The sequence below is a fragment of the Vreelandella songnenensis genome (assembly GCF_003002925.1).
Lineage (GTDB): Bacteria > Pseudomonadota > Gammaproteobacteria > Pseudomonadales > Halomonadaceae > Vreelandella > Vreelandella songnenensis.
Genome location: NZ_PVTK01000008.1, coordinates 51,301 through 77,884 on the forward strand (window position 1 = coordinate 51,301; position 26,584 = coordinate 77,884).

At 57.4% G+C, this 26,584-nt stretch carries 25 protein-coding genes; 20 read left to right on the forward strand and 5 right to left on the reverse strand.

The annotated features are described in order from the left end of the window. Window positions 1-38 precede the first annotated feature (38 nt). Window positions 39-596: an NUDIX hydrolase gene (locus tag B0H98_RS13110; RefSeq protein WP_106375519.1), complete on the forward strand. Its 558-nt coding sequence runs from the start codon at window positions 39-41 to the stop codon at window positions 594-596. 3 nt (window positions 597-599) lie between these two features. Here the strand turns inward: B0H98_RS13110 and B0H98_RS13115 are convergent, their stop codons facing one another. Next, entirely contained in the window at window positions 600-911 is a 312-nt protein-coding gene (locus B0H98_RS13115; protein ID WP_106375520.1) for a YqfO family protein, read from the reverse strand. 90 nt (window positions 912-1,001) lie between these two features. Between B0H98_RS13115 and B0H98_RS13120 the strand changes: the two genes are divergently transcribed. From B0H98_RS13120 to B0H98_RS13175, 12 genes are all read left to right on the forward strand, one after another. Continuing rightward, complete coding sequence (locus B0H98_RS13120; protein ID WP_106375521.1) at window positions 1,002-1,961, forward strand: sugar-binding transcriptional regulator; 960 nt, start codon at window positions 1,002-1,004, stop codon at window positions 1,959-1,961. 138 nt (window positions 1,962-2,099) lie between these two features. After that, on the forward strand, window positions 2,100-3,419 hold the full coding sequence (locus B0H98_RS13125) for an ABC transporter substrate-binding protein (RefSeq protein WP_106375522.1): 1,320 nt from the start codon (window positions 2,100-2,102) through the stop codon (window positions 3,417-3,419). Between the two features lie 77 nt (window positions 3,420-3,496). Then, entirely contained in the window at window positions 3,497-4,387 is an 891-nt protein-coding gene (locus B0H98_RS13130) for a carbohydrate ABC transporter permease (protein ID WP_106375523.1), read from the forward strand. 30 nt (window positions 4,388-4,417) lie between these two features. Next, complete coding sequence (locus tag B0H98_RS13135; protein WP_106375524.1) at window positions 4,418-5,272, forward strand: carbohydrate ABC transporter permease; 855 nt, start codon at window positions 4,418-4,420, stop codon at window positions 5,270-5,272. Between the two features lie 12 nt (window positions 5,273-5,284). Further along, on the forward strand, window positions 5,285-6,433 hold the full coding sequence (locus tag B0H98_RS13140; RefSeq protein WP_106375525.1) for an ABC transporter ATP-binding protein: 1,149 nt from the start codon (window positions 5,285-5,287) through the stop codon (window positions 6,431-6,433). Further along, on the forward strand, window positions 6,430-7,128 hold the full coding sequence (locus tag B0H98_RS13145) for an HAD family hydrolase (protein WP_106375526.1): 699 nt from the start codon (window positions 6,430-6,432) through the stop codon (window positions 7,126-7,128). The genes B0H98_RS13140 and B0H98_RS13145 overlap by 4 nt, the downstream gene beginning before the upstream one ends. 73 nt (window positions 7,129-7,201) lie before the next feature. After that, entirely contained in the window at window positions 7,202-8,689 is a 1,488-nt protein-coding gene (locus B0H98_RS13150; protein WP_106375527.1) for a mannitol dehydrogenase family protein, read from the forward strand. After that, window positions 8,689-10,176: a xylulokinase gene (gene xylB, locus B0H98_RS13155; RefSeq protein ID WP_106375528.1), complete on the forward strand. Its 1,488-nt coding sequence runs from the start codon at window positions 8,689-8,691 to the stop codon at window positions 10,174-10,176. Before B0H98_RS13150 ends, xylB begins: the two co-directional genes overlap by 1 nt. A 363-nt stretch (window positions 10,177-10,539) precedes the next feature. Continuing rightward, entirely contained in the window at window positions 10,540-12,024 is a 1,485-nt protein-coding gene (locus B0H98_RS13160) for a TolC family outer membrane protein (protein WP_106375529.1), read from the forward strand. Window positions 12,025-12,098: 74 nt separating this feature from the next. Next, window positions 12,099-13,367 (forward strand): efflux RND transporter periplasmic adaptor subunit, encoded by a 1,269-nt coding sequence (locus B0H98_RS13165; RefSeq protein WP_106375530.1) that lies wholly within the window; start codon window positions 12,099-12,101, stop codon window positions 13,365-13,367. Then, complete coding sequence (locus B0H98_RS13170; RefSeq protein WP_106375531.1) at window positions 13,367-16,576, forward strand: efflux RND transporter permease subunit; 3,210 nt, start codon at window positions 13,367-13,369, stop codon at window positions 16,574-16,576. The genes B0H98_RS13165 and B0H98_RS13170 overlap by 1 nt, the downstream gene beginning before the upstream one ends. Window positions 16,577-16,780: 204 nt before the next feature. Further along, entirely contained in the window at window positions 16,781-17,455 is a 675-nt protein-coding gene (locus B0H98_RS13175) for a hypothetical protein (RefSeq protein WP_106375532.1), read from the forward strand. A gap of 87 nt (window positions 17,456-17,542) precedes the next feature. Here B0H98_RS13175 and B0H98_RS13180 read toward each other — a convergent pair whose 3' ends face one another. Continuing rightward, window positions 17,543-18,154, reverse strand: a complete 612-nt coding sequence (locus B0H98_RS13180; RefSeq protein WP_106375533.1) for a TetR family transcriptional regulator — start codon at window positions 18,152-18,154, stop codon at window positions 17,543-17,545. Window positions 18,155-18,378: 224 nt separating this feature from the next. Between B0H98_RS13180 and B0H98_RS13185 the strand changes: the two genes are divergently transcribed. Continuing rightward, on the forward strand, window positions 18,379-19,410 hold the full coding sequence (locus tag B0H98_RS13185; protein ID WP_106375649.1) for a succinylglutamate desuccinylase/aspartoacylase family protein: 1,032 nt from the start codon (window positions 18,379-18,381) through the stop codon (window positions 19,408-19,410). Window positions 19,411-19,600: 190 nt separating this feature from the next. Then, on the forward strand, window positions 19,601-21,055 hold the full coding sequence (locus B0H98_RS13190; protein WP_106375534.1) for a catalase: 1,455 nt from the start codon (window positions 19,601-19,603) through the stop codon (window positions 21,053-21,055). 105 nt (window positions 21,056-21,160) lie between these two features. Here the strand turns inward: B0H98_RS13190 and dusA are convergent, their stop codons facing one another. From dusA to B0H98_RS13205, 3 genes are all read right to left on the reverse strand, one after another. Beyond that, window positions 21,161-22,207 carry a tRNA dihydrouridine(20/20a) synthase DusA gene (gene dusA / locus B0H98_RS13195; RefSeq protein ID WP_422822154.1) on the reverse strand — a complete coding sequence of 349 codons (1,047 nt, stop codon included), beginning with the start codon at window positions 22,205-22,207 and terminating at the stop codon, window positions 21,161-21,163. Between the two features lie 324 nt (window positions 22,208-22,531). Then, a complete protein-coding gene (locus B0H98_RS13200) occupies window positions 22,532-22,882 on the reverse strand; it encodes a hypothetical protein (protein ID WP_106375535.1) in 351 nt (116 codons plus the stop codon). A 57-nt stretch (window positions 22,883-22,939) separates the two neighbouring features. Next, window positions 22,940-23,197 (reverse strand): hypothetical protein, encoded by a 258-nt coding sequence (locus B0H98_RS13205; protein ID WP_106375536.1) that lies wholly within the window; start codon window positions 23,195-23,197, stop codon window positions 22,940-22,942. Window positions 23,198-23,387: 190 nt separating this feature from the next. Between B0H98_RS13205 and B0H98_RS13210 the strand changes: the two genes are divergently transcribed. The 5 genes from B0H98_RS13210 (at window position 23,388) to B0H98_RS16995 (ending at window position 26,581) form a co-directional block, all read left to right on the forward strand. Continuing rightward, window positions 23,388-23,942 carry a S24 family peptidase gene (locus tag B0H98_RS13210; RefSeq protein ID WP_244183151.1) on the forward strand — a complete coding sequence of 185 codons (555 nt, stop codon included), beginning with the start codon at window positions 23,388-23,390 and terminating at the stop codon, window positions 23,940-23,942. Further along, complete coding sequence (locus B0H98_RS13215) at window positions 23,942-24,271, forward strand: hypothetical protein (protein WP_106375538.1); 330 nt, start codon at window positions 23,942-23,944, stop codon at window positions 24,269-24,271. Before B0H98_RS13210 ends, B0H98_RS13215 begins: the two co-directional genes overlap by 1 nt. A gap of 89 nt (window positions 24,272-24,360) precedes the next feature. After that, the gene (locus B0H98_RS13220; RefSeq protein ID WP_146130254.1) at window positions 24,361-25,458 is read left to right on the forward strand and encodes a hypothetical protein; all 1,098 of its coding nucleotides are present in this window, start codon (window positions 24,361-24,363) and stop codon (window positions 25,456-25,458) included. A 9-nt stretch (window positions 25,459-25,467) separates the two neighbouring features. After that, on the forward strand, window positions 25,468-25,896 hold the full coding sequence (locus B0H98_RS13225; RefSeq protein WP_106375540.1) for a hypothetical protein: 429 nt from the start codon (window positions 25,468-25,470) through the stop codon (window positions 25,894-25,896). Further along, entirely contained in the window at window positions 25,889-26,581 is a 693-nt protein-coding gene (locus B0H98_RS16995; RefSeq protein WP_146130255.1) for a hypothetical protein, read from the forward strand. The genes B0H98_RS13225 and B0H98_RS16995 overlap by 8 nt, the downstream gene beginning before the upstream one ends. The last annotated feature ends 3 nt before the right edge of the window (window positions 26,582-26,584 follow it).

The window sequence follows — 26,584 nt, forward strand, 5'->3', positions numbered from 1 at the left end:
GCGCGGCTATCCTGGCCATTCAGCCGTAGGAACACACCATGAATTTTTGCAGCCAGTGCGGTGAAAAAGTACGTTTTGCCATCCCGGAAGGGGACGACCGGCCGCGCTATCTATGCGATGCCTGCGGCACTATCCACTACCAGAATCCGCGCATCGTTGCCGGTACGCTGCCGGTCAGCGGCTCTCAGGTGCTGCTCTGCAAACGGGCCATCGCGCCGCGCAAAGGCTACTGGACCCTGCCCGCCGGGTATATGGAAAATGCTGAAACCACCCAGCAGGCCGCCACGCGGGAAACCCGCGAAGAGGCGCACGCCGAAGTGGCGCTGGGCGAGCTTTATACCCTGATTGACCTGCCACATATCAACCAGGTGTACATGATTTTCCGGGCCGAACTGGTGGGTGGCTTCAGCGCCGGTGTCGAAAGCCTGGAAGTGGCGCTGTTCGATGAGCACGAAATCCCCTGGGATGCGCTGGCCTTTCCTACCATCGAGCGCACGCTGCGCCACTTCTATGCCGATCGCGGCCAGAACCAGTTCCCGCTCCATGCCAGCACGATCACGCCCGAAGACCGCGAGCGCTACTTCGGCAGCGCCTAGCGTTTAAAGCTCGGCCAGTTGCCAGACATCGTAGGCAACTTCCTCGTAAGGGTGGGCAAGCTTTAGCGCAGCAATGGCGGCATGAATGCGCTCGTCGCTGCACACAAGCTCCACCTTGAACTCTTCGACATGCTCAAGCGTATCTACCTTGCCAATGTGCGGGTCGGCGCCTTCAAGAGGGCGAAACTGCCCGGTGCCGCGGGTCTGGAAACAGCAGGCTTCGTAATGGCCGATGCGGCCGGCGCCGGTTTCAAACACCGCTTCCTTGACGCTTTCGGCAGCATCGATGGGAACAAAGAATGTAAGCTTATACATGGGCTCTCTCCTGTGGAAAAGCACATTGTCATGGTAGCGGATAGGCAGCGTCGGGTCGTGGCGCAATCGAGATAAACAGGGTGCCAACCAATGGATAAATTCGAGCTAAAGCTGGATCAGGCGGCCAGAGCTGCCTGGATGTCGTATGTCGGTGGGCTGACGCAGGATGAGATTGCCGGTCAACTGGGTGTTTCCCGGCCTGGCGTGCAGCGCCTTTTGGCCCTGGCGCGCCAGGAAGGAATGATCAAGGTACATATCGATCACCCCATTTCCTCCTGCATGGCGCTGGGCCGTACGCTAAAAGAGCAGTACGGGCTTGCGTTTTGCGACGTGGTGCCCGCTGCCTCACCAGGCACTGAAAGCGCGACCTACTACCTGGGCGTGGCGGCGGCTGAGCGGATCGGCCGATTGGTCGAGCGAAGTGATCCGCTCACCCTTTCGCTGGGCAGTGGCCGCTCCGTTCGGGCGGCGGTGGAGGCACTTGACCGTATGGAGTGTCCTCAGCACCGCTTTGTATCGCTGGTGGGCAATGTCGCCCGCGATGGCTCGGCCAACCGCTATGATGCGGTAATGCTGCTGGCCGACAAGGTAGGCGGCCAGCGCTTTCTGCTGCCGGCGCCGGTGGTTGCCGAATCACTGGCAGAAAAGGATGCGCTGCTGGCTCAGCGTCTATTCCAGGCGATTGCCGAGGTCGCCAAGGCGTCGGAGGCGGCGTTTATCGGAGTGGGGCGAATCGATCGCAGGGCTACGCTGTTCCAGGATCACTTCATCAGCGAAAGCGAACTTGAAGAGCTTCTAGGCCTTGAAGCAGTGGGGGAGCTGCTGGGCTGGCCACTGAATAGCCGGGGTGAAGTGATCGACTGCTCGATTACCCGCCGCGTAACGAGCCTGCCGCTCGAGCATTTTGGCAAGCACCTGATGGTGGCGATTGCCGGGGGGAGCGACAAGGCGCCGGCGATTCACGCCGCCTTGAAGGGCGGATGGCTCAAGGGGCTGATTACCGATGAGGCAGCAGCGCGAAAGATTGTCGATCAACTGGCAGCTTTCTAAAGGCTCGCCGTGGGTGTAAGCGTAAAGTCTAAGCCGTGCGGCTTTGATTTTTTTTGTCTCCCGTACGATCATTTGTTCGAGTTATGATCAAAATGATCAAGGCAACAATAATCCCAACATTGCCACAAGGAGAGCTCTATGCGACTCGCGCGTCACTTGCCTGTCACCACCCTGGCGGCGGCTATTGCGCTGGCCGGCCACGCCCAGGCGCAAACCGAAATCACCGTCGCTACCGTCAACAACAACGACATGGTGATCATGCAGAGCCTGACCGATGCGTTCGAAGAGGCACATCCAGATATCACCCTGGATTGGGTAGTGCTCGAGGAGAACGTGCTGCGCCAGCGCATGACCACCGATATTGCCACCGGCGGCGGCCAGTTTGATGTCATGACCATCGGCGCTTATGAAGCACCGATCTGGGCGGAGCGCGAGTGGCTTGAACCCCTGGATGATCTACCTGACGAGTACGCCGTCGACGACTTGCTGACGTCTGTACGCGACGGCCTAAGTCTTGAAGGCACGCCTTACGCGCTGCCGTTTTATGCCGAAAGCTCGATGATGTACTACCGCAAGGACCTCTTCGAGGAAGCCGGTATTGAAATGTCCGAACAGCCGACTTGGAGCGAGGTGCGCGACTGGGCCGAGCAGCTCCACGGTTCGCAGGAAGGGGTGGCGGGTATCTGCCTGCGTGGCAAACCCGGCTGGGGTGAAAACATGGCCTTTGTCACCACGCTGGTCAATACCTACGGTGGGCGCTGGTTTGACGAAGAGTGGAACCCTGAGCTTACTTCCGAGCCCTGGATGAATGCCATCGAGTTCTATGTGGACCTGCTGGGCAACTATGGCCCACCCGGCGCCAGTTCCAACGGTTTCAATGAAAACCTCGCGCTTTTCTCTCGCGGAAACTGTGCGATGTGGGTAGACGCGACCTCCGCGGCGGGAACGCTTAACGATGGCGGCGAGTCCAGCGTCGCCGACAACCTTGGTTTCGCCCCGGCACCCGTGGCAAAAACGCCAAAAGGCTCACACTGGCTATGGACCTGGGCGCTGGCGATTCCAGCCTCCTCCGAGCACAAGGACGCCGCCAAGCAGTTTATCACCTGGGCGACATCGCAGGAGTACATTGAACTGGTCGGTGAAACCCACGGTTGGACCAATGTGCCGCCGGGTACCCGCGCATCCACCTACGCCAATGAGCAGTACACCCAAGCCGCGCCTTTCGCTGATTTTGTGCTGAGCGCGATTCAAGATGCCGATCCCACCGACTCGACGCTAGAGCCGAACCCCTATACCGGCGTGCAAATTGTCAATATTCCTGAGTTTCAGGCGATTGGCACCCAGGTAGGGCAGAGCATTGCCGCGGCGCTAACCGGCGACACCACGGTAGAGCAAGCGCTGACCAGCGCCCAGCGCGCCACCGAGCGCACCATGCAGCGAGCGGGTTACAACGACTGATGAAAAAGCGCCTACCCGTTACGCGGGTAGGCGTGTTGTGACGGTTTCTCGTTGGTTTTTTTCGCGCAGGTATTTCCATGACTAGAACACGTGCTTCTGGCCGAACGGTCGGCGGGCTAAGAACGCTGTTGCTGCAAGCACCCGCTGTGACGCTGCTGCTGCTATGGATGATCGTACCGTTAGGCATGACGATCTGGTTCTCCTTCCAGTACTACAACCTGCTGATGCCCGGCATGAGCGGATTTGCAGGTGTTGAAAACTACGAGTACCTGTTGACGGATCCTGCCCTCTGGAAGGCAATGGGCAATACCTTGCTGCTGGTCGGCTGGGTATTGGCGATTACCGTAGGCGGCGGCATTCTGCTGGCCGTACTGTTCCAGCAAGAGTTTGCCGGGCGTGGTATCGCTCGGGTACTGGCTATCTCACCGTTTTTCGTCATGCCTACGGTCAGTGCGCTGGTGTGGAAAAACATGATGATGCATCCCTCCAACGGGGTGCTGGCCTGGCTTGCCAACACGCTTGGGCTACCCGCCATGGACTGGTTTTCCACGCTGCCGCTCACGTCAATCGTGATCATCGTGGCGTGGCAGTGGCTGCCCTTTGCGCTGCTGATTCTGCTCACTGCCATGCAGTCGCTGGATGAAGATCAGGTCGAGGCTGCGCGCATGGACGGTGCCGGGCCCTTCGCCATTTTCTTCTTTATCACGCTGCCCCATTTAAAGCGGGCGATCAGCGTGGTGATCATGATCGAAATGATTTTTCTGCTGACCATCTTTGCCGAAATCTTCGTGACGACCTCTGGCGGGCCGGGGCTTGCGACCACCAATTTGGCCTATCTGATCTATATGCAGGCACTGCTTGATTTTGATGTGGGTGTCGCCTCAGCCGGCGGGGTGATTGCGATCATTCTGGCCAACATCGTGGCGATCTTTCTGGTCCGCATGGTGGCCAGGAACCTGGAAGACTGAACCTGCATCTGGACGCTTGAGGGCATGACAATGACAACTCGACACATTAATGCCGCGCCGCCCGCATCGAGATCCCGGCAGATAAAGCAGCTCGTGCTGACGCTGGTGGGCTGGGCCGTGGCGCTGGCAATCTTTTTCCCCATCCTGTGGATGGTGCTGACCGGGTTCAAGACCGAAACCGCGGCGATTGCCGACCCAAGCTTCATCTTCTCGCCGACGCTTGAAAGCTATCAGGCGGTCAATGCGCGCTCGGGCTACGCCCGCTTTGCGCTGAACAGCGTCGCGGTGGCGTTTGGCTCCACTTTTCTGGCGCTTTTGATCGCGATTCCCTGCGCCTACGCCATGGCCTTTCTGCCTACCCGGCGCACCAAGGGCACGCTCTTGTGGATGCTCTCTACCAAGATGCTGCCGCCGGTTGGCGTACTGGTGCCGATTTATTTGATCTTTCGCGACGTGGGCCTGCTGGATACCCGCACCGGGCTGATCATCATCTATACGTTGATGAACCTGCCGATCGTGGTGTGGATGCTTTATACCTTCTTCAAGGATATGCCCGAGGACATCCTCGAAGCGGGGCGCATGGACGGTGCCTCGACGTTTCAGGAAGTGTTCTACCTGCTGCTGCCGCTGACACTGCCCGGCATCGCTTCAACAGGGCTTCTATCGGTGATTCTGAGCTGGAACGAAGCCTTCTGGAGCCTCAACCTGACCACATCGAAAGCCGCCCCGCTGACCGCCTACATCGCCTCGTTCTCAAGCCCTGAAGGGCTGTTCTGGGCCAAGCTTTCCGCCGCTTCCACCATGGCCATTGCGCCCATTCTGGTGCTTGGCTGGATGACCCAAAAACAGATGGTACGCGGCCTGACCTTCGGTGCCGTCAAGTAAAGGATCTTCCTCATGGCAACACTACAACTGCGCACTATCAGCAAACGCTTTGGCGATACCGAGGTGATCAAGGGCATCAATCTTGACGTGAACGACCGCGAATTCGTGGTGTTCGTCGGCCCGTCAGGCTGCGGTAAATCGACCCTGATGCGCATGATCGCGGGCCTTGAAAGCGCCTCCGACGGCGATATTCTGATCGACGGCCAGCGCATCAACGATGTGGGCCCGGCGGACCGTGGCCTTGCCATGGTGTTTCAAAGCTATGCGCTCTACCCGCACATGACGGTTGCGGACAACATGGGCTTCAGCATGCGCCTGGCCGGCGTGCCCAAGGCCGAGCGCCGCGCCAAGGTGCTGGAGGCAGCCAGGATTCTACAGCTGGAACCGCTTTTGGATCGCAAGCCCAAGGCGCTCTCCGGCGGTCAGCGCCAGCGGGTGGCGATTGGCCGCGCCATCGTGCGCAACCCGAGCATCTTCTTGTTCGACGAGCCGCTCTCCAACCTGGACGCGGCGCTGCGCGTGCAGATGCGTATCGAGCTTGCCCGCCTGCACGACGAGCTGGATGCCACCATGATCTACGTTACCCACGACCAGATCGAGGCGATGACCATGGCGGACAAGATCGTCGTGCTCCACGACGGCGTGGTCGAGCAGGTGGGCTCGCCCATGGCGCTGTATCATCACCCACGTAACCGCTTTGTGGCGGGGTTCATTGGCTCGCCTAAAATGAACTTTCTCCCGGCCACGCTCGTTGATACAACGCCTGAAGGCGTGACGATTCGCCTGCCCGGCGGCGATGAGCGCCACGTGCCCGTTGATGGCAGGCATCTGGCGGCGGATACCGCGCTGGAACTTGGCCTGCGCCCGGAACACCTGGTGCTGGACGAACAGGGGCCGCTGAGCGGCGAGATCAAGGTGCTGGAGCGCCTGGGCGGGCAGACCTCGCTTTACGTTCAGATGGGCGCTGAACTCATTACCATCATGGCCGATGGCGATGTAGCCTTTCGCGTCAACGACACCGTGCGCTTTGGTTTCGCCCCCGAGCGCGCGCACCTGTTTGACGGCGAAGGTCTTGCCTTGCCAAGCCTTCAACAGCACCCCCTGGCCGGATTGACCCGTCATGACAACCGCGCCCCGGGTACGGCCGAGGAGCCCGCATGAGGGCGCTGATTTTTGACTGCGACGGCGTGCTGGTCGACAGCGAAGCGCTGGCGGAGGCCACACTGCTCGAGTACCTCTCTCATTGGCTGCCGGACCTGAACGTCAAAGAGGCGCTTGGTCAGGCGCTGGGGATGACTACCGCCAATATACTGGCTCACCTCGAAGGGCTGAGTATTCACACGCTGCCGGCGGATGCCACCGAGCAGATGGATAGCGCTATCGAAAGCCGGCTGGCCCAGGAGCTTCAGGCGATGGAAGGGGCCGATCAGGCCATTCGCGCCATCAGCCTTGATAAGGCGGTCGTTTCCAATAGCCGTCGCCGTCGGGTGCTGGCCTCGCTTGCTCATACGCGGCTGGCCGACGCGTTTGGCGATGTGCCCATCTTTACCGCCGATGAGGTCACCCACCCCAAACCCGACCCCGCGCTCTATCAGCTGGCGGCTTCTCGGCTGGGCCAGATGCCCGGCAACTGCCTGGTGGTGGAGGACAGCGTGGCCGGCGTGACCGCCGCGCGCGCGGCGGGCATGTGTGTCATCGGCTTTGTCGGTGCCAGCCATGTCGATACCCAGCAGGGCGAGCGCCTTCGAAAGGCAGGGGCCTGGCGCATCCTTGCGCATATGCGCGGCCTGGAAGCGCTGGTGGATGAGTGGCAGGCCGGGGCACAGGTTGCCAGCGCGCAAAACGCCGCCCACTGACGGCTTCACAGGAAGAAAGCCGATTGAACCGTCGATCTGCCTTTTTAACTCCACCGTTATCAGGAGAGCACCCGTGACCCGACTCAACAACCAGTCCGTGGGCCAGCTTGCGCCTTCCATTGCCGTTCCCCTTTACGAGCGCAGCGCACTGACGCCCGGTATCGTGCATGTAGGCGTGGGCGGCTTTCACCGGGCGCATCAGGCCATGTACCTGGATGCGCTGATGAACCAGGGCGAGGCGCTTGATTGGGGAATTATCGGCGTTGGCGTCATGCCGGGCGACAAGCGCATGCAGCAGGCGCTCGCCGCTCAGGATTACCTCTACACATTGGTGATAAAGCACCCCGACGGCGAGTATGAGCCTCGGGTCATCGGCAGCATGGTGGGCTATCTGTTCGCGCCGGACGATAGCGAGGCTGTGATCGAGCAGATGGCCGATCCGGCGATTCGGGTGGTGTCGCTCACCGTCACCGAAGGCGGCTACAACGTTCATCCGGTGAGTGGCGAGTTCAACCTTGATGAACCACAGGTACGTGAAGACCTGGCAACCCCGGCCCGGCCTTCCAGCAGCTTTGGTTTGATCGTCGAAGCGTTGGTTCGCCGTCGCGAGCGGGGCGTGGCGCCTTTTACGGTGATGTCCTGCGATAACATTCAGGGCAACGGCGACGTGGCCCGGCGAATGTTTACCGCCTATGCCTGCGCCCGGGATAGCGAGCTTGGCGAGTGGCTGAAGGCTGAAGTAGCGTTTCCCAACGCCATGGTGGACCGCATCACTCCCGTGACGGCGCAGGCGGATATCGACGAGCTGGCCCGCCGGTTTGGCGTGGACGATGCCTGGCCCGTGGTGTGCGAGCCGTTTACCCAGTGGGTGCTGGAAGATCATTTTCCGCTGGGCCGCCCGCCCTTCGAGCGGGTAGGCGTACAGCTGGTGGAGGATGTCGAACCCTACGAGCTGATGAAACTGCGCCTGCTGAATGCAAGCCACCAGGCGCTGACCTATTTTGGCTATCTGGCCGGATACCGCTACGCCCATGAGGTGTGCCAGGATGCGCTGTTCGTCGAATTTCTGCTCGGCTACATGCGCGAGGAAGGGGCGCCCACGCTTTCCCCTGTGCCCGGCGTCGACCTTGAGGCTTATCAGTTGACCCTGATCGAGCGCTTCGCCAACCCGGAAATAAAGGATACGCTGGCGCGGCTGTGCGCGGAAAGCTCGGACCGGATTCCCAAATGGCTGGTGCCGGTGATTCGCCACCAGCTTGCCTATCACGGTGAGATCAAGCGCAGCGCAGCGGTGGTGGCAAGCTGGGCGCGCTATGCCGAAGGGGTGGACGAGCAGGGCGAGCCCATCGAGGTTGTGGACCGCCTGAAAACCTCGCTGATGGCCGTGGCTGCCAATAATCGAGCTCAGCCGAGCGCGTTTATCGATAACCGCGAGCTGTTTGGTGACCTGGCGGATCAGCCGCGCTTTCGCAAGGCTTATCTAGAAGCGCTGGATTCACTGCATCGTCACGGCGCACGGGCTACGCTGGAAACTCTTGTGGCATCCAAAGGAACGCGGTGATGTATATCGGGGTGGATTGCGGTACGCAGAGTACCAAGGTGGTAGTGGTCGACGTGGAGCGAGGCATCATTCTGGGGGAGGCCAGCCGCCCGCACCGCCTGGATGAAGGTGAAAACGGACGGCGCGAGCAGGCGCCTGCCGAGTGGCTGGCCGCGTTGAAAGGCGCATTTTTCAGCGCGCTGGCGCGTGCGGGCGTAAGCGCCAGCCAAGTACGCGGCATCGGCGTTTCCGGGCAGCAGCACGGTATGGTGGCGCTGGATGCGGACGGCGCGCCGGTATACCCCGCCAAGCTCTGGTGTGATACCGAAACCAGCGCGCAGAATAGCCAACTGGTGGCCCGGCTGGGCGGCGAGCAGGGCTGCCTGGAAAAGCTCGGGCTTGTGCTGCAAACCGGCTACACCGCCTCCAAGATTGCCTGGCTGCGCGAGCATCAACCGGACGCCTACCGGCGTATCGACAGCGTACTGCTGCCCCACGATTACCTCAATTTCTGGCTGACCGGTGAGCGCGTTACCGAAGCGGGGGATGCCTCGGGTACTGGCTATTTCGATACCCGCACGCGCCGCTGGCAGTTTGAAGTGTTCTCGCTTATCGCCCCTGAACTTGACCCTGAACGCGCATTGCCGCGCCTGCTTGAAGCCCATGAGCCGGCAGGAGTCGTGCGAACACTGGTGGCCCGTGAGCTGGGGCTTTCCGATGATGTGGTGGTGTCTTCCGGCGGTGGCGACAACATGCTGGGAGCGATCGGCACGGGCAACATTACGCCGGGGCTGGTGACGCTGAGCCTGGGAACCTCCGGCACCGTATGCGCCTATTCGCCGGCGCCGATTATCTGCGATAACGCCATGGTCGCGAATTTCTGCTCCAGCACCGGCGGCTGGCTGCCCCTGATCTGCACCATGAACGTGACCTCGGCCACCACCCGGATACGCGAGCTGTTCGGCCTGGATCTGAATGCCTTTGGCGAGCAGGTCGCCAGCGCCCCGGTCGGGGCTGAAGGCATCACCGTGCTGCCGTTTTTCAACGGCGAACGCGTGCCCATGCTGCCCGACGCCTCGGCAGATTTTCTGGGCATGACCAGCCTCAATACCACCCGAGCGAACATGTGCCGCGGTGTGGTCGAGGGCGCTACCTTCGGACTGCGTTACGGGCTTGAACTGCTGGGAGATTTGACCGCCGGGGCCAGCCAGATACGCCTGATCGGCGGAGGCGCCAACAGTACCGTATGGCGGCAGATGGTCGCCGACATTACCGGCACCGAAGTGATCTGCCCGGAAATTACCGATGCGGCGGCACTGGGGGCGGCTATCCAGGCGGCCTGGTGCGATCAGCGCGCCCAAGGCGTGACGCTTGAAGCGCTGTGCAAGCGCCTGGTGCATCTGGATGCGCAGTCTCACGCCGAACCCGACCCGGGCCGAGTGGCGGCCTATCAAGGCGTTTACCAGCGCTATAAAGACGCCCTTAAACAGCGCCACGCCCACCTTTGACCAGAAGCGGCGCTGGCAATCACGTGCCAGCGTTGCGCAACCTGCCGTTCACCCATTCCCTGCTTGCTGGTCCAGCTAATCGTGGTAGCGTGGCGTACGTGCTAAACGCTTACGCCTCGGCAACCCGGCGATATAAAACTGGCCAGCCGTTCAAATGACGAGTGATGATAAAAAATGCGTCAGCGCGCTTCCCCATACCCTGCTTTGGTCTAAGTTTAGGGGGCGCGGCTTGACAATCGTTTGTACATACAAATAGACAGACTTCAAGTCTAGCATACATACATGAATGTAACTATAATGCCACTCTTCATAAAATGGCTTACGAGCAGCACCACCCCTTCGTTGACACCTAGAGGCACTTCCATGCGACTGGCACACTGGGCAGTCAATGCCCCTTTACGACCCTTGTTACTGGCAGTTTTTGCTGCGTCCGTTGCGCTGCCTGCCCAGGCGGCCGACCTTGTTACCATTACCCGTGATGCGTTGGGTAACAACGCCTCGCTGAACGCCGCCCGCGCTCAATATTCAGGCGTTGAAGCGGCGCGCGACGTAGCGCGTGGCCAGATGCTGCCGCAGGTCAACGCCTCGGGTAATGTCGTACACAATCGTCAGTACGAAAGCCAGACAAGCGCCAGAGCAGTACCCACACCGGCCCCCGGTGCGGGCGATAACGCAGGGGTGGGTGTCGGTGGCGGAAGCGATGACAACTTCAACAGCGCCTCATTGAGCCTGGAAGCTACCCAGGTGCTGTTCAACGAAGTGACCCGCCAGGAAGTGACCCAGGCCGAGCGCCAGATCGACCAGCAGGTGTATCTTCTGGCGGCCACCGAGCAGCAGCTGCTGATCGACGTGGCCAGCGCCTATTTCGATATTCTGCGCGCCAGCGAAGTGCTGGAAGCTCGCCAGGCCCAGGAGCGTGCCATTGGCCGCCAGCTGGAGCAGGCAAGCGAGCAGTTTGAAGTGGGTCTGATTGCGATTACCGAAGTGGAAGAAGCACGCGCCAGCTTTGACCAGTCGCGCGCGGATCGCATCGCGGCGGAAAGTAACCTGCAGGTCGCCTTTGAAGTGCTTGAGCAACTGACCGGCCAGCGCTACGCCAATATTGAGTCCCTGGGTGACAGCATGCCGGTGGCGCTACCTTCGCCCAGCACCCGCGACTACTGGGTAGAGCAGGCGATCCAGCGTAACCCGCAGGTGCTGGCCCAGCAGGCCGGGATCGAAATCTCCCGGGTAGGCGTGGACATCGCCCGTGCCGGCCAGATGCCTACCTTCCAGGCGTTTGCCAACTACCAGCACGCCGATAGCGATAACGACTACCTCACCGGTCACGATTCGTCGAGCCAGGTCGGCATTTCGGCCAACCTGCCCATCTATACCGGTGGCAGCACCAGCGCCCGCATTCGTCAGGGTACCTACCAGCTGGAAAGCACGCAGTACGAGTTCGAGTCACAGCGCCGCACGACCATTCAGCAGGTGCGCTCGCTCTACACCCAGGTCAGCAATAACGTCGAAACCGTCGAAGCCCGCCAGCAGGCCATCGTCTCGACCCAAAGCGCGCTGGAAGCTACCCGGGCAGGCTATGAAGTCGGCACCCGCAACATCGTGGATGTGCTGAACGCCGAGCAGAACTACTACAACGCGATCGCCAACTACGCCGAGTCGCGCTACGACTACGTGGTGAACCTGCTTTCCCTGCGCCAACAGTCTGGCCTGCTGGATGTACCGGCCATCGAGGAAGTCAACGGCTGGCTGACCGGTGAACAGGTCACCTTCACGCTGCCCGATGGCGGTGAAGATGATTACCAGCGTGGCATGAACATTGGTGCGCCGCCGACCCCGGACACATAAGTGCCGTTAATGATGCACAACCGTATGACAGCGCCGTTAGTCAACGTTTCGAGAAGATCAAGGGAAACCAACGTATGAGAAAGGTGATTCACTCACGCCGAGCGAGTCTAGTCACGCTGATTGCCGCGCTAGCGTTGACGGCCTGTGGCCAGGAAGAGCCGGAGCAGGCCCAGGGTGGGCAGCAGGAAGCTCCGCCGCATAAGGTGGAAGTTGTCGAAATGGCGCGCCAGGATATCCCTCTCGACAAGTCCTACCCTTCACTGCTGCGCAGCGATAGCGAAGTGACACTGGTGGCACGGGTCAACGGCTATCTGGAAGAGCGCCACTTCGAGCCCGGGCAGATGGTGGAAGAGGGCGACTCGCTCTATACCATCGAACCCGACCTTTACCAGGCAACGGTCAACCAGCGTGAAGCGGACCTGCAAAGTGCCCGTGCCGAATACTCGCGCGCTCAGCGCGATGCCCAGCGCTTCGAGCAGCTTTTAAGCCAGAACTCCGTCAGCCGCCAGCAGTACGACCAGGCGCAGGCCGAGCAGCGCGTGGCCCAGGCCAACGTTGCCCAGGCGGAAGCCGCGCTCACCAGCGCCAATCTTGACCTGGGTTACGCCAATATGACGGCGCCGGTGTCCGGCATGATCAGCCTGAGCCAGATCAACGTCGGCAACTTTGTTACCTCCGGCACCGAGCTTGCCACCATCACCCCGCTCGACCCGCTGGAAGTACGTTTCCAACTGCCCCAGCGTGACGCTTTCGAGCTGCGCCGCCAGCTAAAGGAGGCGGGTGATGCTTCCAATATCACCGCTCGCCTGAGCATGCCGGGTCAGAGCGGCCGCAGCGGTGCCGAGCTTGAAGGCCGGCTGGACTTTCTGGGGTCGCGGGTGGATAGCGGTACCAGCACGGTGCAGGCATCGGCCACTTTCGATAATCCCGATGGCGAAATCCTGCCCGGCCAGTTCGTACGTGTACGTATCGAAGGACTCAAGCGCTTTGACGTGATGGCCGTGCCGGAAATTGCCGTGACCCAGGGGCTGATGGGCCCCCAGGTATATGTACTGGACGAGGACAACAAGGCCCGCGAGAAGACGGTAACACTTGGCGAAGTGGCCGGCCCCTGGCAGATCATCAACGAGGGCATATCACCCGGTGATCGTGTGATCGTGGGCGACCCTGCTGGCCTGGAGCCTGGCAGGGCGATTGACCCGCAGCCGTTCAACGGCAACGCCGGGGCAATCGTTGAAGACGTCGAGCAGGCAGAGGCTCAAGAGCAGGCCCAGGAAGCAGAAGCGATGGAAGATAGCGCAGGTGGTACACCGCCCGCTGAAGGGGAAGAGGGTGCGCAATAATGAACTTCTCTAACTTCTTCATCAGCCGACCGATATTTGCCACGGTACTGGCAATTATCGTCACGTTGGTGGGTGTCATGTCCATGCGGGTGCTGCCCATCGAGCAGTACCCAAGCGTGGTTCCGCCTACGGTATCGGTGCAGGCGCAGTTCCCCGGCGCGGATGCAGAAACCGTGGCCCAGACGGTGGCAGCGCCCATCGCTGAAGCCATCAACGGCGTCGAGGACATGCTCTACATGACCTCCAACAGCGCCGATAACGGCATCATGAGCCTGAGCGTGGCGTTCAACATTGGCACGGATGGTGATATCAACACCATCAACGTCAATAACCGCGTTCAAGGCGCGCTTTCGCAGCTGCCCGAGGCGGTTCAGTCTCAGGGCGTGACGGTTCAGCTGCAGTCCGACTCCATTTTGATGTTTATAGCGTTGACCTCGCCAAACGGCGACTACAACAACATCTATATGCAGAACTACGCCACCCTCAACGTGCTGGACGAATTACGCCAGGTACCGGGGGTAGGTAACGCAGAGGTGCTGGGTGGCGGTGAGTTCGCCATGCGTATCTGGATGGACCCGGACAAGCTGGCGCAATATGACCTGACGCCCAGCGAAGTGGCCAGCGCCATTCGTTCACAGAACACCGAGATTCCTGCCGGTAGCCTCGCGTCAACGCCCCAAGGCGAGCCACGCGCCTATACCTATACGATCACGGCGGGCGGTCGTCTGAGCAATGTGGATGACTTTCGTAACATCTACCTGCGCACCAACAGCGATGGTTCATCGCTGCACCTGGAAGACGTAGCGCGTATTGAGCTGGGCGCTTCGTTCTACGGGGTCGATGCCCGCTTGAATGGTTCGACGATGACACCAATCATCATCAACCAGCAGCCCGGCGCCAACGCGCTGGAAACGGCGAACGGCGTGCGCGCCACCATGGATGAGCTGGCAGGGCGCTTCCCGCCCGGGCTTGAATATGTCGCGCCCTACGATACGACGCTGTTTATCGATGCCTCGGTCGAGACGGTACTGCATACCTTCATCGAAGCCTTCCTGATCGTTATCGTCATTCTGTTCATCTTCCTGCAGAACTGGCGCTTCACCGTCATTGCCATGTCGGTAGTACCGGTAGCCGTCGTCGGTACCTTTGCCGGTTTCTACATGCTGGGCTTCTCGATCAACCTGCTGACCCTGTTTGCCCTGGTGCTATCCATCGGGATCGTGGTCGATGATGCGATACTGGTAGTGGAGAACGTCGAGCGGGTGCTGAGCGAGGAAGACGACATCACCGTGCGCGATGCCACCGTGCGGGCCATGAAAGAGGTGGGCGGCCCGGTTATCGCGACCTCGCTGATCATGGCGGCGGTGTTCGTGCCCGTGGCCTTCCTGGGTGGTTTTACCGGGCAGATCTATCAGCAGTTCGCGATTACCGTAGCGATCTCGGTGGCCCTCTCGGCGCTGATGGCCCTGACGTTCACTCCGGCGCTGTCGGCCATCTTCATCAAGCACAACCTGCACCATAGCAAGCAGTCAGCGTTCAAGCGGGCCATTTCCACGCCGCTGCGCCTGTTTGATCGGCTGTTTGCCGGTATTACCGCAGTGTACATGTGGTTCGTGATCAGGCTGGTACGCTTCTGGGTGCTGGCGCTGGCCCTGACGGTGGCAGTAGGCGCAGGCTCTTACTGGCTATACGCCAATACGCCCTCGACACTGGTGCCGGAAACCGACCAGGGTATCGTGCTGGTCAGCGTTTCACTGCCCGACGCTGCCTCCCTTGACCGTACCCAGCGGTACATGGAGCAGCTCAGCGCGGAAATCGAGAACATTCCTGGCGTTGAGTACTCCTCGGCGGTGGCGGGTTACGACATTCTATCCAGTGCCGTGAATACGGCGCGCGGTATCATGTTCATCAACATGCTTCCCTGGTCAGAGCGCGAGCTGACGGCTGATCAATTGGTCGGCCGCATCATGGAGCTGGGGGCGGGCATCGATGGTGGCTCTGCGATGGCCTTCAACGTGCCGCCGATCATGGGTCTTTCAACCACGGGCGGCTTCACGGGATACCTGCAGTCCTTTGACGGCGCCTCGCCGCGGGAGCTGTACGAGGCATCACTGCAAATCATGCAGAAGGCCAACCAGCACCCGGCGCTGAGCCAGGTGTTTACCACCTTCAACGTCAACGTGCCCTCCTACCGCGCCAAGATCGATCAGCAGAAAGCGCTCAGTTACGGCGTGGCGCTGGAGAATATCAACTCAGCCCTTGCCAACACCTTCGGTAACGGCTTTGTTAACTACTTCAGCTATCAAAACCGTAACTTCCAGGTCTATCTGCAGAACGAGGATGAATTCCGCAAGACGCCCGAGGATGTCAACAGCGTTTACGTGCGCGGAGGTAACGGCGAGCGTATTCCGCTATCGGAGTTCGTCGAGCTCGAGCGTCAGACCGGCCCTTCTGTGGTATCGCGCTTTGGGGTTTATGCGGGCGCCCAGTTCCAGGGTAATCCTGCGCCTGGCTACAGCTCGACCCAGGCGATCGAAGCGATGAACGAAGTCGTTCAGGAAACGCTGGGTTCCAACTGGGGCATGGGGTGGACCGGTACGGCTTATCAGGAAGCCAACCTGGGCAACGCGGCTACCATGGCCATTGTCTTCGGGCTGCTGATGGTGTTTTTGATTCTGGCAGCTCAGTACGAAAGCTGGTCGCTGCCACTTGCGGTACTCACCGCCACGCCTTTTGCCTTCCTGGGCGGCATCGGCGGTATTGCGCTGCGCGGTCTGGATACCAGCGTGTATGTGCAGATCGGTATGCTGGTGGTCGTGGGTCTGGCGGCGAAGAACGCGATTCTGATCGTGGAGTTTGCCGAGCTGCAGCGCAAGGAGCAGGGTAAATCGATCCGCGAAGCGGCGATTACCGCGGCAGAGCTGCGCTTCAGGCCCATCGTGATGACCTCGCTTGCGTTCATCTTTGGTACCTTGCCGTTGGCATTGGCCACCGGGGCCAGTGATGTCAGCAGTCACCATATCGGCACCACGGTGGCGATGGGCATGGCCTCGGTCGCGATCTTGGGAAGCCTGTTCATTCCGAGCTTCTACGCCATGATCGCTTATGCATCTGACTGGATGCATCGCAAGCGCAAGGGTGATCGTCACGACGATGCTCAGGTGCTGGAGCATGACCAGTCACCCCGTGATCCGCAGAACAACGTCTAGCTAAAACGCCAGACGTAACCCAAACGGGTGTTGCCTTCGGGCGGCACCCGTTTTTTTATGTTCCAGTGACCCGCGTCAAGGACTGCAAACGCAGGAAAGAATAGTTTGGTCTACGCTTAAAGTGTTCAACCGTTTTCAGCTTGCACCAACACCAAAAATACAAGCGAAGACAGCACCAGGCTCAAGCCTGGAGGAGAGTACGCCATGCAACCGATTGTCTCTGCTGCCATGCAGTTTCCTACCATCGTCTTTACGTTTCTACTCGCCCTGCTGGCGCTGTACTGGCTTCTGGTGCTGGTTCGCATCGCGCCGCTCGAGCTATTCGAGCGCGACAGCCTGCGCGATGACCACATGGCGAGTACGCTGGTATCGCTTGGCTTTGCCGGCGTGCCGGCAACGCTTGCCCTGACCTTTCTGGTACTGATTGCAGGTGCTCTATCGCTTGCCGCCGAGCTTTTCGTTCTTCGCTGGCTGTCGCTTGGCATGTTGCGCGTGCCGGTGGGCGTGCTGGTCGTGTGGCTGGCGTTTGCACTTGCCTCACCCATGTCGGCGATGATCTGCCACAGCCTGCACCGCGGCTTGCACCGCTACCAGCCGTTTACAAGGCGCTGCCTGCTGGGTGCTACGGTGATCGTATCCGAGCGCGAAGGCGACGAGGCTGCCATGGCCATTATTGATAATGAGCCCAATAGCCACGTCCGCCTGCACTGCAAAGAGGGCGACTGCCCGCAGGAAGGCGAGCGCCGGGTGCTGGTGAAATATCTGGCAGAAGAGGGGGCCTACCGCAGCGTGACCGAGCAGACCTATATGGATACCCGGGTACGGTTGAACAAGTTGCGCCTGCGGCACAAGCACCACGATGAAGGTTATTCAACCTGATGCAGGGCACGCTGAATGGACGTGCTAGCGTGCTTGAGGCCTGCAACGATCTTTAAAGGGAAATAAAGCGGGGCAGTGGCGGGGCGGTTAGCGATGCATGATGCGTATCAGCGTATCGATCAGCTCGCCGCCTCGCTTGCGTATGGAAAACGCTTCAGGCGTGCGTAGCCAGTCATGAAAAAGCCCGCCCAGCATGGACTGCATCATGCGCGTGGCGACTTCCGGGGTCAGGTCATCGCGCAGCAGCTTTTGCTGTTCGGCCTCCTTGAAGACCAGCAGCATCTCGCCGTAGCACTCTTCGCCAATCGCATCCTGCATCGCCAGGGGATTGATATCGCTGAAAAACTCACAGCGGTGAAGCAGAATGGAGAGAATGCGTTGGTGCGACGGCTGCTCCAGGCGAACAAGGCCGGCATGGCAGGCAAGGCGAATGGCTTCCATGGGGGAGATATCTTCATCGGCCTTGCTGACTTCTTCCATCAGCGACTGGAACGGCATCCGCACGCGCTCCACCAGCGCCATGAACAGATCGCCCTTGTTCTTGAAATGCCAATACACCGCGCCGCGGGTAAGATCCGCATGCCGCGCGATCTGCTCAAGCGACGTGCGCGCAACACCCTTTGCAAAAAATACCTCTTCGGCAGCATCCAACAACGCTTCACGAGTAGCAGCCGCTTCCGCTTTGGTCTTTCTTGCCATGGACACGCAACCTCAGTAATCACATAAGATGGCCATATTTTATCCGATCTAGCCATCTTTTTACATTCAAAACTGTATGGATAGATGATTAAACGTATAGCGTGTGTTATCAAATCAGCAGGGCTTTAACAATGCGCACGATCTGGCGATAGATTGGTTAAGATTTATCAAGGTTAATGCCTTATAGATAGTCATCAACAACGCTGAAAAAAAGGATACTCATGATGGCGAGAGCCCCTTTTCAACTGGCCGGACACACCATAGCGCCTGGCCAACGTGCCCAGATCGATGTACCGGTGGCGCGTCTTTATACCCATACGCCGCTGCATATTACGGTGGAAGTGGTTCACGGGCGTAAAGAGGGGCCCGTCATGCTGGTATGCGGTGGCATTCATGGTGATGAGATCAACAGCGTGGAAATCGTTCGCCGACTGCTTCGCTCAAAAGCCATCAAGAGCCTGCGGGGTACGCTGATCGCAGTCCCCGTGGTCAATGTATTCGGCTTTTTACAGCAAACTCGCTACCTGCCAGACCGGCGCGACCTTAACCGCTGTTTTCCCGGCAGCGAAACCGGTTCCTTGGGCGGGCGTATCGCGGCGCTGTTTCGTGAGCAGATCGTCGATCAGGCCACTCATATCATCGATCTTCACACCGGCGCGCTTCACCGCACCAACCTGCCGCAGATTCGCGCCCAGCTAAGCCCCGGCAGCGAAACCGAGCGCATGGCCGATGCCTTCGGTGCGCCGGTCATTCTCAACGCCGAATTGCGTGAGGGCAGCCTGCGCCATTACGCGCAGAATCGCGGCATTCCCGTGTTGACCTATGAAGCCGGCGAAGCGTTGCGCTTTGATGAGTGGGCCATTGCCCCCGGTGTGCGCGGCGTGCTGCGCGTGATGCGCCGCCTGGACATGCTGACCGGCGAGCAGCGCCGCCGGGCACTGGCTCCGGCCGAGCTTGCCAATGGCTCCAGCTGGGCGCGGGCACCCATCGATGGCATCCTGCGTCCTCAGGTAAGGCTGGGTGCCCGCGTGGCCAAAGGTGAAGTGCTGGGGAGGGTAGCCGACCCGTTCGGCAATCAGGAAGATGAAGTCATCTCCATGGCCGATGGCATCGTGATCGGCATGAGCCGCCTGCCGCTTGCCAACGAAGGGGAAGCGCTTTATCACATCGCGCGTTTTGATGAGATTGAAGAAGCCGAAACCGCTATCGAGAGTTTTCACTCAAGCCTGACACCGCCGCCGGATGCGCTCTATTGAGCTTGTCATGCATGGCAGCTATTGGCCTGATAGCCAAGGTATCGGGCTACCAAGATGGCATTATGGCCATGCATTGACTATACCTTTGGGTAGATCGATTAGCTTAAATTAAAAAAATCGCTAACCAACGCGAATACTATGTATAGACGGTGCCCAGGCACCGTGTCAGCCGTGACATGGAGGAAAGGCAATGACGAGCGGTAATTCAAATTATACGACGACGGGTGCAGGCATTCCGGTTTCAAGCGACGAGCATTCGCTGTCTGTAGGCCCTGATGGCCCGATCGTCATGCACGATCATTTCCTGATGGAACAGATGGCGGCCTTCAACCGGGAAATGATTCCCGACCGTCAGCCCCACGCAAAAGGCAGCGGTGCCTTTGGGCATTTCGAAGTTACTCATGATGTCAGCAAGTACACGAAAGCCAATTTCCTGAAGAAGGGCACCAAGACCGACGTGCTCATTCGTTTCTCGACAGTGGCCGGCGAAAGCGGCAGCCCCGATACCTGGCGTGACCCGCGCGGTTTTGCGATCAAGTTCTATACCGAAGAGGGCAACTTCGACCTGGTGGGCAACAACACCCCCGTGTTCTTTGTCCGCGATCCAATGAAGTTCCAGCACTTTATCCACTCCCAGAAACGTCGCGCCGACAACGGCCTGCGCGACCATGACATGCAGTGGGATTTCTGGACACTGGTGCCTGAATCCGCTCACCAGGTGACCTGGCTGATGGGCGACCGCGGCGTACCCGCTACCTGGCGCCACATGAACGGCTACTCGAGCCATACCTACATGTGGGTCAACGACGAAGGCGAGCGCTTCTGGGTCAAGTACCACTTCAAGACCGACCAGGGCATCAAGTGCATGACCCAGGAACAGGCCGACCAGATGGCCGGTACCGACGCCGATTACCACCGGCGTGACCTGTTCGAGGCGATCAAGCGTGGCGAGTATCCCTCGTGGACGCTGCACATGCAGATCATGCCTTTCGACGATGCCAAGACCTACCGCTATAACCCCTTCGACCTGACCAAGGTGTGGCCGCACGACGACTACCCGCTGATCGAAGTGGGCAAGCTGACCCTGGACAAGAACCCGACCGACTTCCACAGCCAGATCAACCAGGCGGCGTTCGAGCCCAACAACATGGTGCCGGGTACCGGGCTTTCGCCGGACAAGATGCTGCTGGCACGTTCCATCTCCTACGCCGATGCTCACCGGGCGCGTCTGGGCGTCAACTACAAGCATATTCCGGTCAATACGCCCAAGTGCCCGGTGAACAGCTATACCCAGGGCGGGGCGATGCGTATTCATAACGCCACCGATCCGGTATACGTGCCCAACAGCAAGGGCGGCCCGCATGCCAACCCACAGCGCTTCCCGGAAGATGCCGTATGGGCGACCAGCGGCGAACTGGTACGCACCGCCTATACGCTGCGCGAAGATGATGATGACTTCAGCCAGCCCGGCACGCTGGTGCGTGATGTGATGGACGACGCGGCGCGCGACCGCCTGGTGTCCAACGTGGTCGGCCACCTTTCTGCTGGTGTGACCGAGCCCGTGCTGGAGCGCGCGTTCGAGTATTGGCGCAATGTGGATCAGGAAATCGGTAAGCGTATCGAGCAGGGCGTACGCGGCAACTAAGCAACGCGTAATGCCTGTGGCTTAACCGCTGCACATACAGCCCGCTACCTCCTCAGGTAGCGGGCTGTTCTGTTGTATCAGGCCGAGTTTCAAGTGTCGTACGTTTCAAGCGCCGTAGGTTTCAAATTCCGGCTCACGAACCAGCCCCAATGCATCGTCATAAAGGCGCAGCCCGGCGCCTTCCTTATGGGCGTGCTCGGAAAGGTGACGGCGGAAGCGCCGCCCGCCGGGGCAACCCTGGAAAAGCCCGAGCAGGTGGCGGGTAATATGGTTCAGCTTGGCGCCTTCATCCAGCCGCTGCTGGATATAAGGGCGAAACGCCTGGGCGGCCTCAAGGCGGCTAGCCGCCGGGCCGGGCTTGCCGTACAGCAATGCATCCACGCCTGCCAGCAGCCACGGATTCTGATACGCCTCGCGGCCCACCATCACGCTGTCCACGTGCTTGAGCTGCGCCTGGCACTCCTCAAGTGTCTTGATGCCGCCGTTGATGCCAATGTGCAACTCGGGCCGGTCCTGCTTCAAGCGATGCACGCGCGGGTAGTTGAGCGGCGGCACATCGCGGTTCTCCTTGGGCGAAAGCCCCTTGAGCCAGGCCTTGCGGGCGTGCACGGTAAAGATTTCGCACCCCGCATCGGCCACGATGTCGATAAAGCGCGCCAAGTCCGCGTCTTCATCCTGGTCATCAATGCCGATACGGCACTTGACGGTCACCGGAATGGAAACCGCCGCCTGCATGGCGCGCACCGCCTCGGCGACTTTTTCCGGGTAACCCATCAGGCAAGCGCCAATCATGTTGTTCTGCACCCGATCGCTGGGGCAGCCCACGTTCAGGTTGACCTCGTCATAGCCCCACGCCTCGGCAATGGCCGCGCACTCCGCAAGCTCCCCGGCATCGCTACCGCCCAACTGCAGCGCAATCGGATGCTCCACTTCGCTGTAGCCTAAAAAACGCTCCCGCGGCGAACCATGCAAGATCGCCCCGGTCGTCACCATCTCGGTGTACAGCAACGTTTCTTTGGTCAGAGTGCGCACAAACGCTCTGTAATCTTTCGTAGTCCAGTCCATCATGGGCGCGACGGAGAAAGTTCTATCCAGCGCCGGGCGGGGAGTGCCAGGCTTCATGCGGGTTTGCGGTGTTGTGGTATCATTCATAACTGTTCATATTTACAGTAGTTGTGCCACGTTTTTAGCAAATATGTGTCACATATTTGGCACTTCGTGGCACTTTCATTTGTCACATTTCGAGGCAGTGATGGCGACGATCGTGAAACGTCCGAAAAGTGACGGCAGTTTCTCATACCTGGCGCGTATTCGCATTGCGCGCACTGGTCAACCCGACTACTCAGAGTCAAAAACATTCCCCAGAAAGGCAATGGCAGAAGAGTGGGCGAAGCGTCGGGAACTGGAATTAGCAGCGCCTGGTGGTGTGTTGACTGCCAAATGGAAGGGCGTCACTTTACACGATGCCATCGAACGTTACCTGCATGAATTTGCCGATGGAGCAGGTCGGAGCAAGCGCGCCACCATTGAACAACGGCCCGCCGGCAGGAAGAAATAACTCGCCTCACCTGGGGCGACTTGGACGAAGCTGCCATGACCTGCTGGGTTCGGGATGCCAAGCATCCACGCCAGAAATGGGGCAATCACAAGCGCTTCAAGCTCACCCATGAAGCGATGGCCATAATCCAACGCCATGGAGCGCACTTCCAGTTGCTGAATCCGCTCGAGGTCCGCGCACTCGGTTTCCGTGAGGTACGCCATGACGGCCTGATCGCAGCCTTTGGGTGCATAAAGTGGCTTTGGGGTAATGGTGTTGGCGGTAGTCATGGGTTAGGCTTCCTTAATAAAGTGAAAGACTTTGAAAGAGACGTGCGGGGGGCTGGGTTAGCGCTCGTAAAGACGTACCAGCTTGCGCTGCAGAAAGTGTTCATGCAGGTGGGAGCGCAGCTCGCAAAGGGCGTCTTCGATATCCACGCCGGCGGCTTCGCCGGTGGTGCGCTCTTCCAGCGCTTCAAGATCGACCAGCGGGTTGGCCGCGTCGATATCGGCGGTGATGGCCTGGCGGGTGGCGGGTGAGCAGCGGTTCAACTCGACGTCGATACCGCGGAATAGCATGAAAGTACTTGTAGCAGGCGTGGCCATGGCAGTGGCTCCCTTGCAAAGTGAAGTGAAGTAAAAGACATCAATAAAATGGTGCCGAATGGTTGCCTTTGCCAAGAGTTTTGAGGACTTAATGGTTTCATTGGGTGAAAGACTTAGGGAAGAGAGGGAGCGTCTAGGGTTGTCTCAAACCCAGTTTGGCGACCTTGCCCATGTAACTAAAAAGTCCCAAATGCTTTACGAAGCAGATCAACGCAGCCCGAAAGGTGGCTATCTGGCTGCGATTGCTGCTCAGGGAGTTGACGTTCAGTACGTTCTGACTGGAAACCGTTCGGTTTCTTCTAACGTTGAGCTTGTCGATCTATCAGCAGGAATGGCATGTATACCGATGTACGACATCGAGGCCGCCGCCGGCGCTGGCCGTAGCTTTGAAGGCGAGCCGATTAAAACCACTTTGCAGTTCCCGCGCAGCGAGCTGGCTACCCAGGGGCTCGACCCGGCACAGATCGTGGGCGTGCAGGTTAGGGGCGACTCAATGGATGGCACCTTGGCAGATGGTGACTGGGTGCTGGTGAACCGGGCCTCCCGCGACCCGAAGCAGGAAGGGGTGTTCTTGTGGCTGGTGAGTGGGGAGCGGCGGATCAAGCGGGTGCAGCGGTTGGCCGGGGGCGCGCTGTATTTGATTAGTGATAACGAGCTGTACCAGCCGGAAATGATCAAGCCGCAGGATATGGGGGATCTGGAGATTCTGGGGCGGTGTGAGATTCGGATTGGGCGGGTGGTGTGATGATGAAGAGCGCGGTTCGAGCCGCTAGCGTTGGGTGCGTCGCTTTATGGGGGGCACTGGCATTGCCCGCCAGCGCCGATGATGTGCCTAACCTTGATATCAAGACCGACTGCCGTGAAACGAACAAGTACTCCGAACACGATGTTTATGAGTCGTGTTTGGAGCAAGAAAAGATCGCCTATCAGCTGTTGCGCGAGGCATGGGACAGGATCTATCCGTCTGTCGTCGACTGGTGTATGGGCAACATGCAACACGATGGTTGGGAGAGTTACCAGTTTCTATTCGATTGCGTCAATTCGCAACAGGAGGGGGTACTTGGGGCTGATTGAGTCGCGGTGTATGAGGGATCTGGAGATTCTGGGGCGGTGTGAGATTCGGATTGGGCGGGTTGTGTGATAGCTTTTTTAAAGGGAAAATTATGAATACTGCATTACAGTCAAAACAATTATTATTAAATGAGTTTTCTGAGCTATACGAATTGTTTCGTAAGTATGGTGTTAATCAATCCAGTGTTAGAACTCGAATTTTTAATCCATTAAAATTCCCTAAGGTGAAAATCAGCGATAATCATAAAGAAGCCTGTGAAAAACATGCTTCTTTGATGAATGAAAAAGATTTAAAGAAAGTTATAACTGATCTTAAGTTAGTTCTTGAAAAATTTGTTATTTTTAACGATAAAATAGTTCAGTTCTATGATATGAATCACATGCAGCTGAAGTGCATAGATGATTGCATTGAAAAAGAGCTGGCAAATAAAAACAATAGTGGGTTAGTAAATTACTACCCAGGACTTCCACACGACCCAAATATTATCGACGAAGTTGTTAAGCCAATTAAGTCAATTAAGCTTAATAATAACGTAAAAATTTTCCTAGTTGGTTCACGCAGAGAATACTATAAGGTTTTTCAATTAAGCAAGCAGGATTTGACTCAGACGGCTTTAAGCACAATACAGGATGTTAAAGAAGTTTCTGCAAAAGGAATGGTTTCAGAGCTAGCAATTGATTTAGTTGTGTTAGATTATGCTTCTTCTCGTTTAGAGTTAAGACTGTCGAATGCAACAGCTATGTCTAAAACAAATACATCTACATTCCAAAATAAATTAATTAAATATGTGCGTGGTGCTTTGGGTGGTAAATTAGGTGATCCATATGATTTTTTGAGTAAAGTTAATGACTATTATTTTGCTGATGATCATGGCCGCGTTGTAGCATTTGATTTTTTAACAGAGGAAGGTGTAGAGAGAACTGAAAAAGTAAGGAATAAAAAAGATGATTTAAAAGATGAAAGTTATCATATTGGTGGTACTGAAAAGGTAAATAAAATCTTTCAAAGTCATAGTATTGCCAAGGTTTGGGATTTTAAATTTGATAACTCCGACTGTCGAATTTCTTTGAAAGTTAAAGGAAGTTTAAGGCTCTTGCTTAAAGGAAATCAAACTATTGATCAAGTCTATTTGATGGATTGTTTTAGTGAGTCAGACTATAATTATCTTCTTTCTAAATTAATGCTTTGAGTAAATGAGATGAAGTCTCCAAAGCTGAAAGAATTCATTGATGTGCATTATCGTCCTAATGAGGAGGGCGGAGGGCTGTGTAAGTATAATGCACTTTATGCTTTGAATGACTTTTTGGAGAAGTACCCTGGTTCGAACTATCGTGTTGTCTTCACGAAAAATAGGTTATATGAGGTCTTCAAAGATTACTTCTCTGATTCCTATGACATTGAAGATTTTATTGGTGAGTTGAACTATAAATATCCTTTCTTGCTCAAGCCTCGTTACTTTTTTGAGGATGATCGCCTAGAACGTGTAACTTTAGAAGCTTCTGATGTCTTTAAGTATATATCTAAACGTTCAAACCTTGATCCTATTAGTGGTCTGCCTTCAGATTCAATTGAAGAATACATTTTCGTTGAGTATGTCTTGAATGAAGAGGCAGTCGAAAATGATTAGTTTGACTGCTAATAGAATGTCTGCTTTGGATAAGGCTTTCTTATTGTGTAACCAAGCTGAAAATTTTGATGATTTTGCTAGTGGTGTCCATATCCTACTAGATAGAGCTGTTAATAGTGCTGAACAAGAAGCGCATATATTATTTGAAAGCGGTTCTGTTGAAGACGGCTGGACATCTAAAATTATCGCACGCTTGGATAATGGTTTTTGTTTGAAAGCGAGGCCCGCAACAGCGGGCGGGAATGCCGATATTGTTATCGAGCATCTATCAGGTGATTTTACAATTATTTGTGAATCCAAAATATTGGGTGAAATTCCTAATAGCACATCCAAATATTACAATAACCATTTATTGGAAGGTATGAAACAACTTGTAACGCGTTATTCTACCGCTACAGTTGGTCAAGATCATTGTATTTTATTGATTTTTTGTTTCGCTCCAATGATGAGAGATGCAATAGATAAATGGAAACAGTATTTTTTTGATAAATCAAAAAATGGAACAGATGATGATAAAAAACATTTTAAGAATTTAGGCGATTACAATTTCGTAAGCTATGTTGGTCAGAGAGGTTTTTTCACTTCTCATACTCATCACTCTTCAGGCTATCCTGTTAAAGTTAGACATGTACCTGTATGTCTTTATCACCAACCGGTTGACAAATCAGCGAAAAGAAAAACTTAGTTT

Excerpts from the sequence above, each read along its gene's own strand:
- B0H98_RS13220 (WP_146130254.1), top strand. The coding sequence starts at position 24,361 with ATGAATACTGCATTACAGTCAAAACAATTATTATTAAATGAGTTTTCT.
- B0H98_RS13165 (WP_106375530.1), top strand. The coding sequence starts at position 12,099 with ATGAGAAAGGTGATTCACTCACGCCGAGCGAGTCTAGTCACGCTGATT.
- B0H98_RS13125 (WP_106375522.1), top strand. The coding sequence starts at position 2,100 with ATGCGACTCGCGCGTCACTTGCCTGTCACCACCCTGGCGGCGGCTATT.
- B0H98_RS13170 (WP_106375531.1), top strand. The coding sequence starts at position 13,367 with ATGAACTTCTCTAACTTCTTCATCAGCCGACCGATATTTGCCACGGTA.
- B0H98_RS13145 (WP_106375526.1), top strand. The coding sequence starts at position 6,430 with ATGAGGGCGCTGATTTTTGACTGCGACGGCGTGCTGGTCGACAGCGAA.
- B0H98_RS13190 (WP_106375534.1), top strand. The coding sequence starts at position 19,601 with ATGACGAGCGGTAATTCAAATTATACGACGACGGGTGCAGGCATTCCG.
- B0H98_RS13120 (WP_106375521.1), top strand. The coding sequence starts at position 1,002 with ATGGATAAATTCGAGCTAAAGCTGGATCAGGCGGCCAGAGCTGCCTGG.
- dusA (WP_422822154.1), bottom strand. The coding sequence starts at position 22,207 with ATGAATGATACCACAACACCGCAAACCCGCATGAAGCCTGGCACTCCC.
- B0H98_RS13160 (WP_106375529.1), top strand. The coding sequence starts at position 10,540 with ATGCGACTGGCACACTGGGCAGTCAATGCCCCTTTACGACCCTTGTTA.
- B0H98_RS13140 (WP_106375525.1), top strand. The coding sequence starts at position 5,285 with ATGGCAACACTACAACTGCGCACTATCAGCAAACGCTTTGGCGATACC.
- B0H98_RS13200 (WP_106375535.1), bottom strand. The coding sequence starts at position 22,882 with ATGACTACCGCCAACACCATTACCCCAAAGCCACTTTATGCACCCAAA.
- B0H98_RS13225 (WP_106375540.1), top strand. The coding sequence starts at position 25,468 with ATGAAGTCTCCAAAGCTGAAAGAATTCATTGATGTGCATTATCGTCCT.
- B0H98_RS13115 (WP_106375520.1), bottom strand. The coding sequence starts at position 911 with ATGTATAAGCTTACATTCTTTGTTCCCATCGATGCTGCCGAAAGCGTC.
- B0H98_RS16995 (WP_146130255.1), top strand. The coding sequence starts at position 25,889 with ATGATTAGTTTGACTGCTAATAGAATGTCTGCTTTGGATAAGGCTTTC.
- B0H98_RS13205 (WP_106375536.1), bottom strand. The coding sequence starts at position 23,197 with ATGGCCACGCCTGCTACAAGTACTTTCATGCTATTCCGCGGTATCGAC.
- B0H98_RS13130 (WP_106375523.1), top strand. The coding sequence starts at position 3,497 with ATGACTAGAACACGTGCTTCTGGCCGAACGGTCGGCGGGCTAAGAACG.
- B0H98_RS13215 (WP_106375538.1), top strand. The coding sequence starts at position 23,942 with ATGATGAAGAGCGCGGTTCGAGCCGCTAGCGTTGGGTGCGTCGCTTTA.
- B0H98_RS13175 (WP_106375532.1), top strand. The coding sequence starts at position 16,781 with ATGCAACCGATTGTCTCTGCTGCCATGCAGTTTCCTACCATCGTCTTT.
- B0H98_RS13210 (WP_244183151.1), top strand. The coding sequence starts at position 23,388 with ATGCTTTACGAAGCAGATCAACGCAGCCCGAAAGGTGGCTATCTGGCT.
- B0H98_RS13185 (WP_106375649.1), top strand. The coding sequence starts at position 18,379 with ATGGCGAGAGCCCCTTTTCAACTGGCCGGACACACCATAGCGCCTGGC.
- xylB (WP_106375528.1), top strand. The coding sequence starts at position 8,689 with ATGTATATCGGGGTGGATTGCGGTACGCAGAGTACCAAGGTGGTAGTG.
- B0H98_RS13180 (WP_106375533.1), bottom strand. The coding sequence starts at position 18,154 with ATGGCAAGAAAGACCAAAGCGGAAGCGGCTGCTACTCGTGAAGCGTTG.
- B0H98_RS13110 (WP_106375519.1), top strand. The coding sequence starts at position 39 with ATGAATTTTTGCAGCCAGTGCGGTGAAAAAGTACGTTTTGCCATCCCG.
- B0H98_RS13135 (WP_106375524.1), top strand. The coding sequence starts at position 4,418 with ATGACAACTCGACACATTAATGCCGCGCCGCCCGCATCGAGATCCCGG.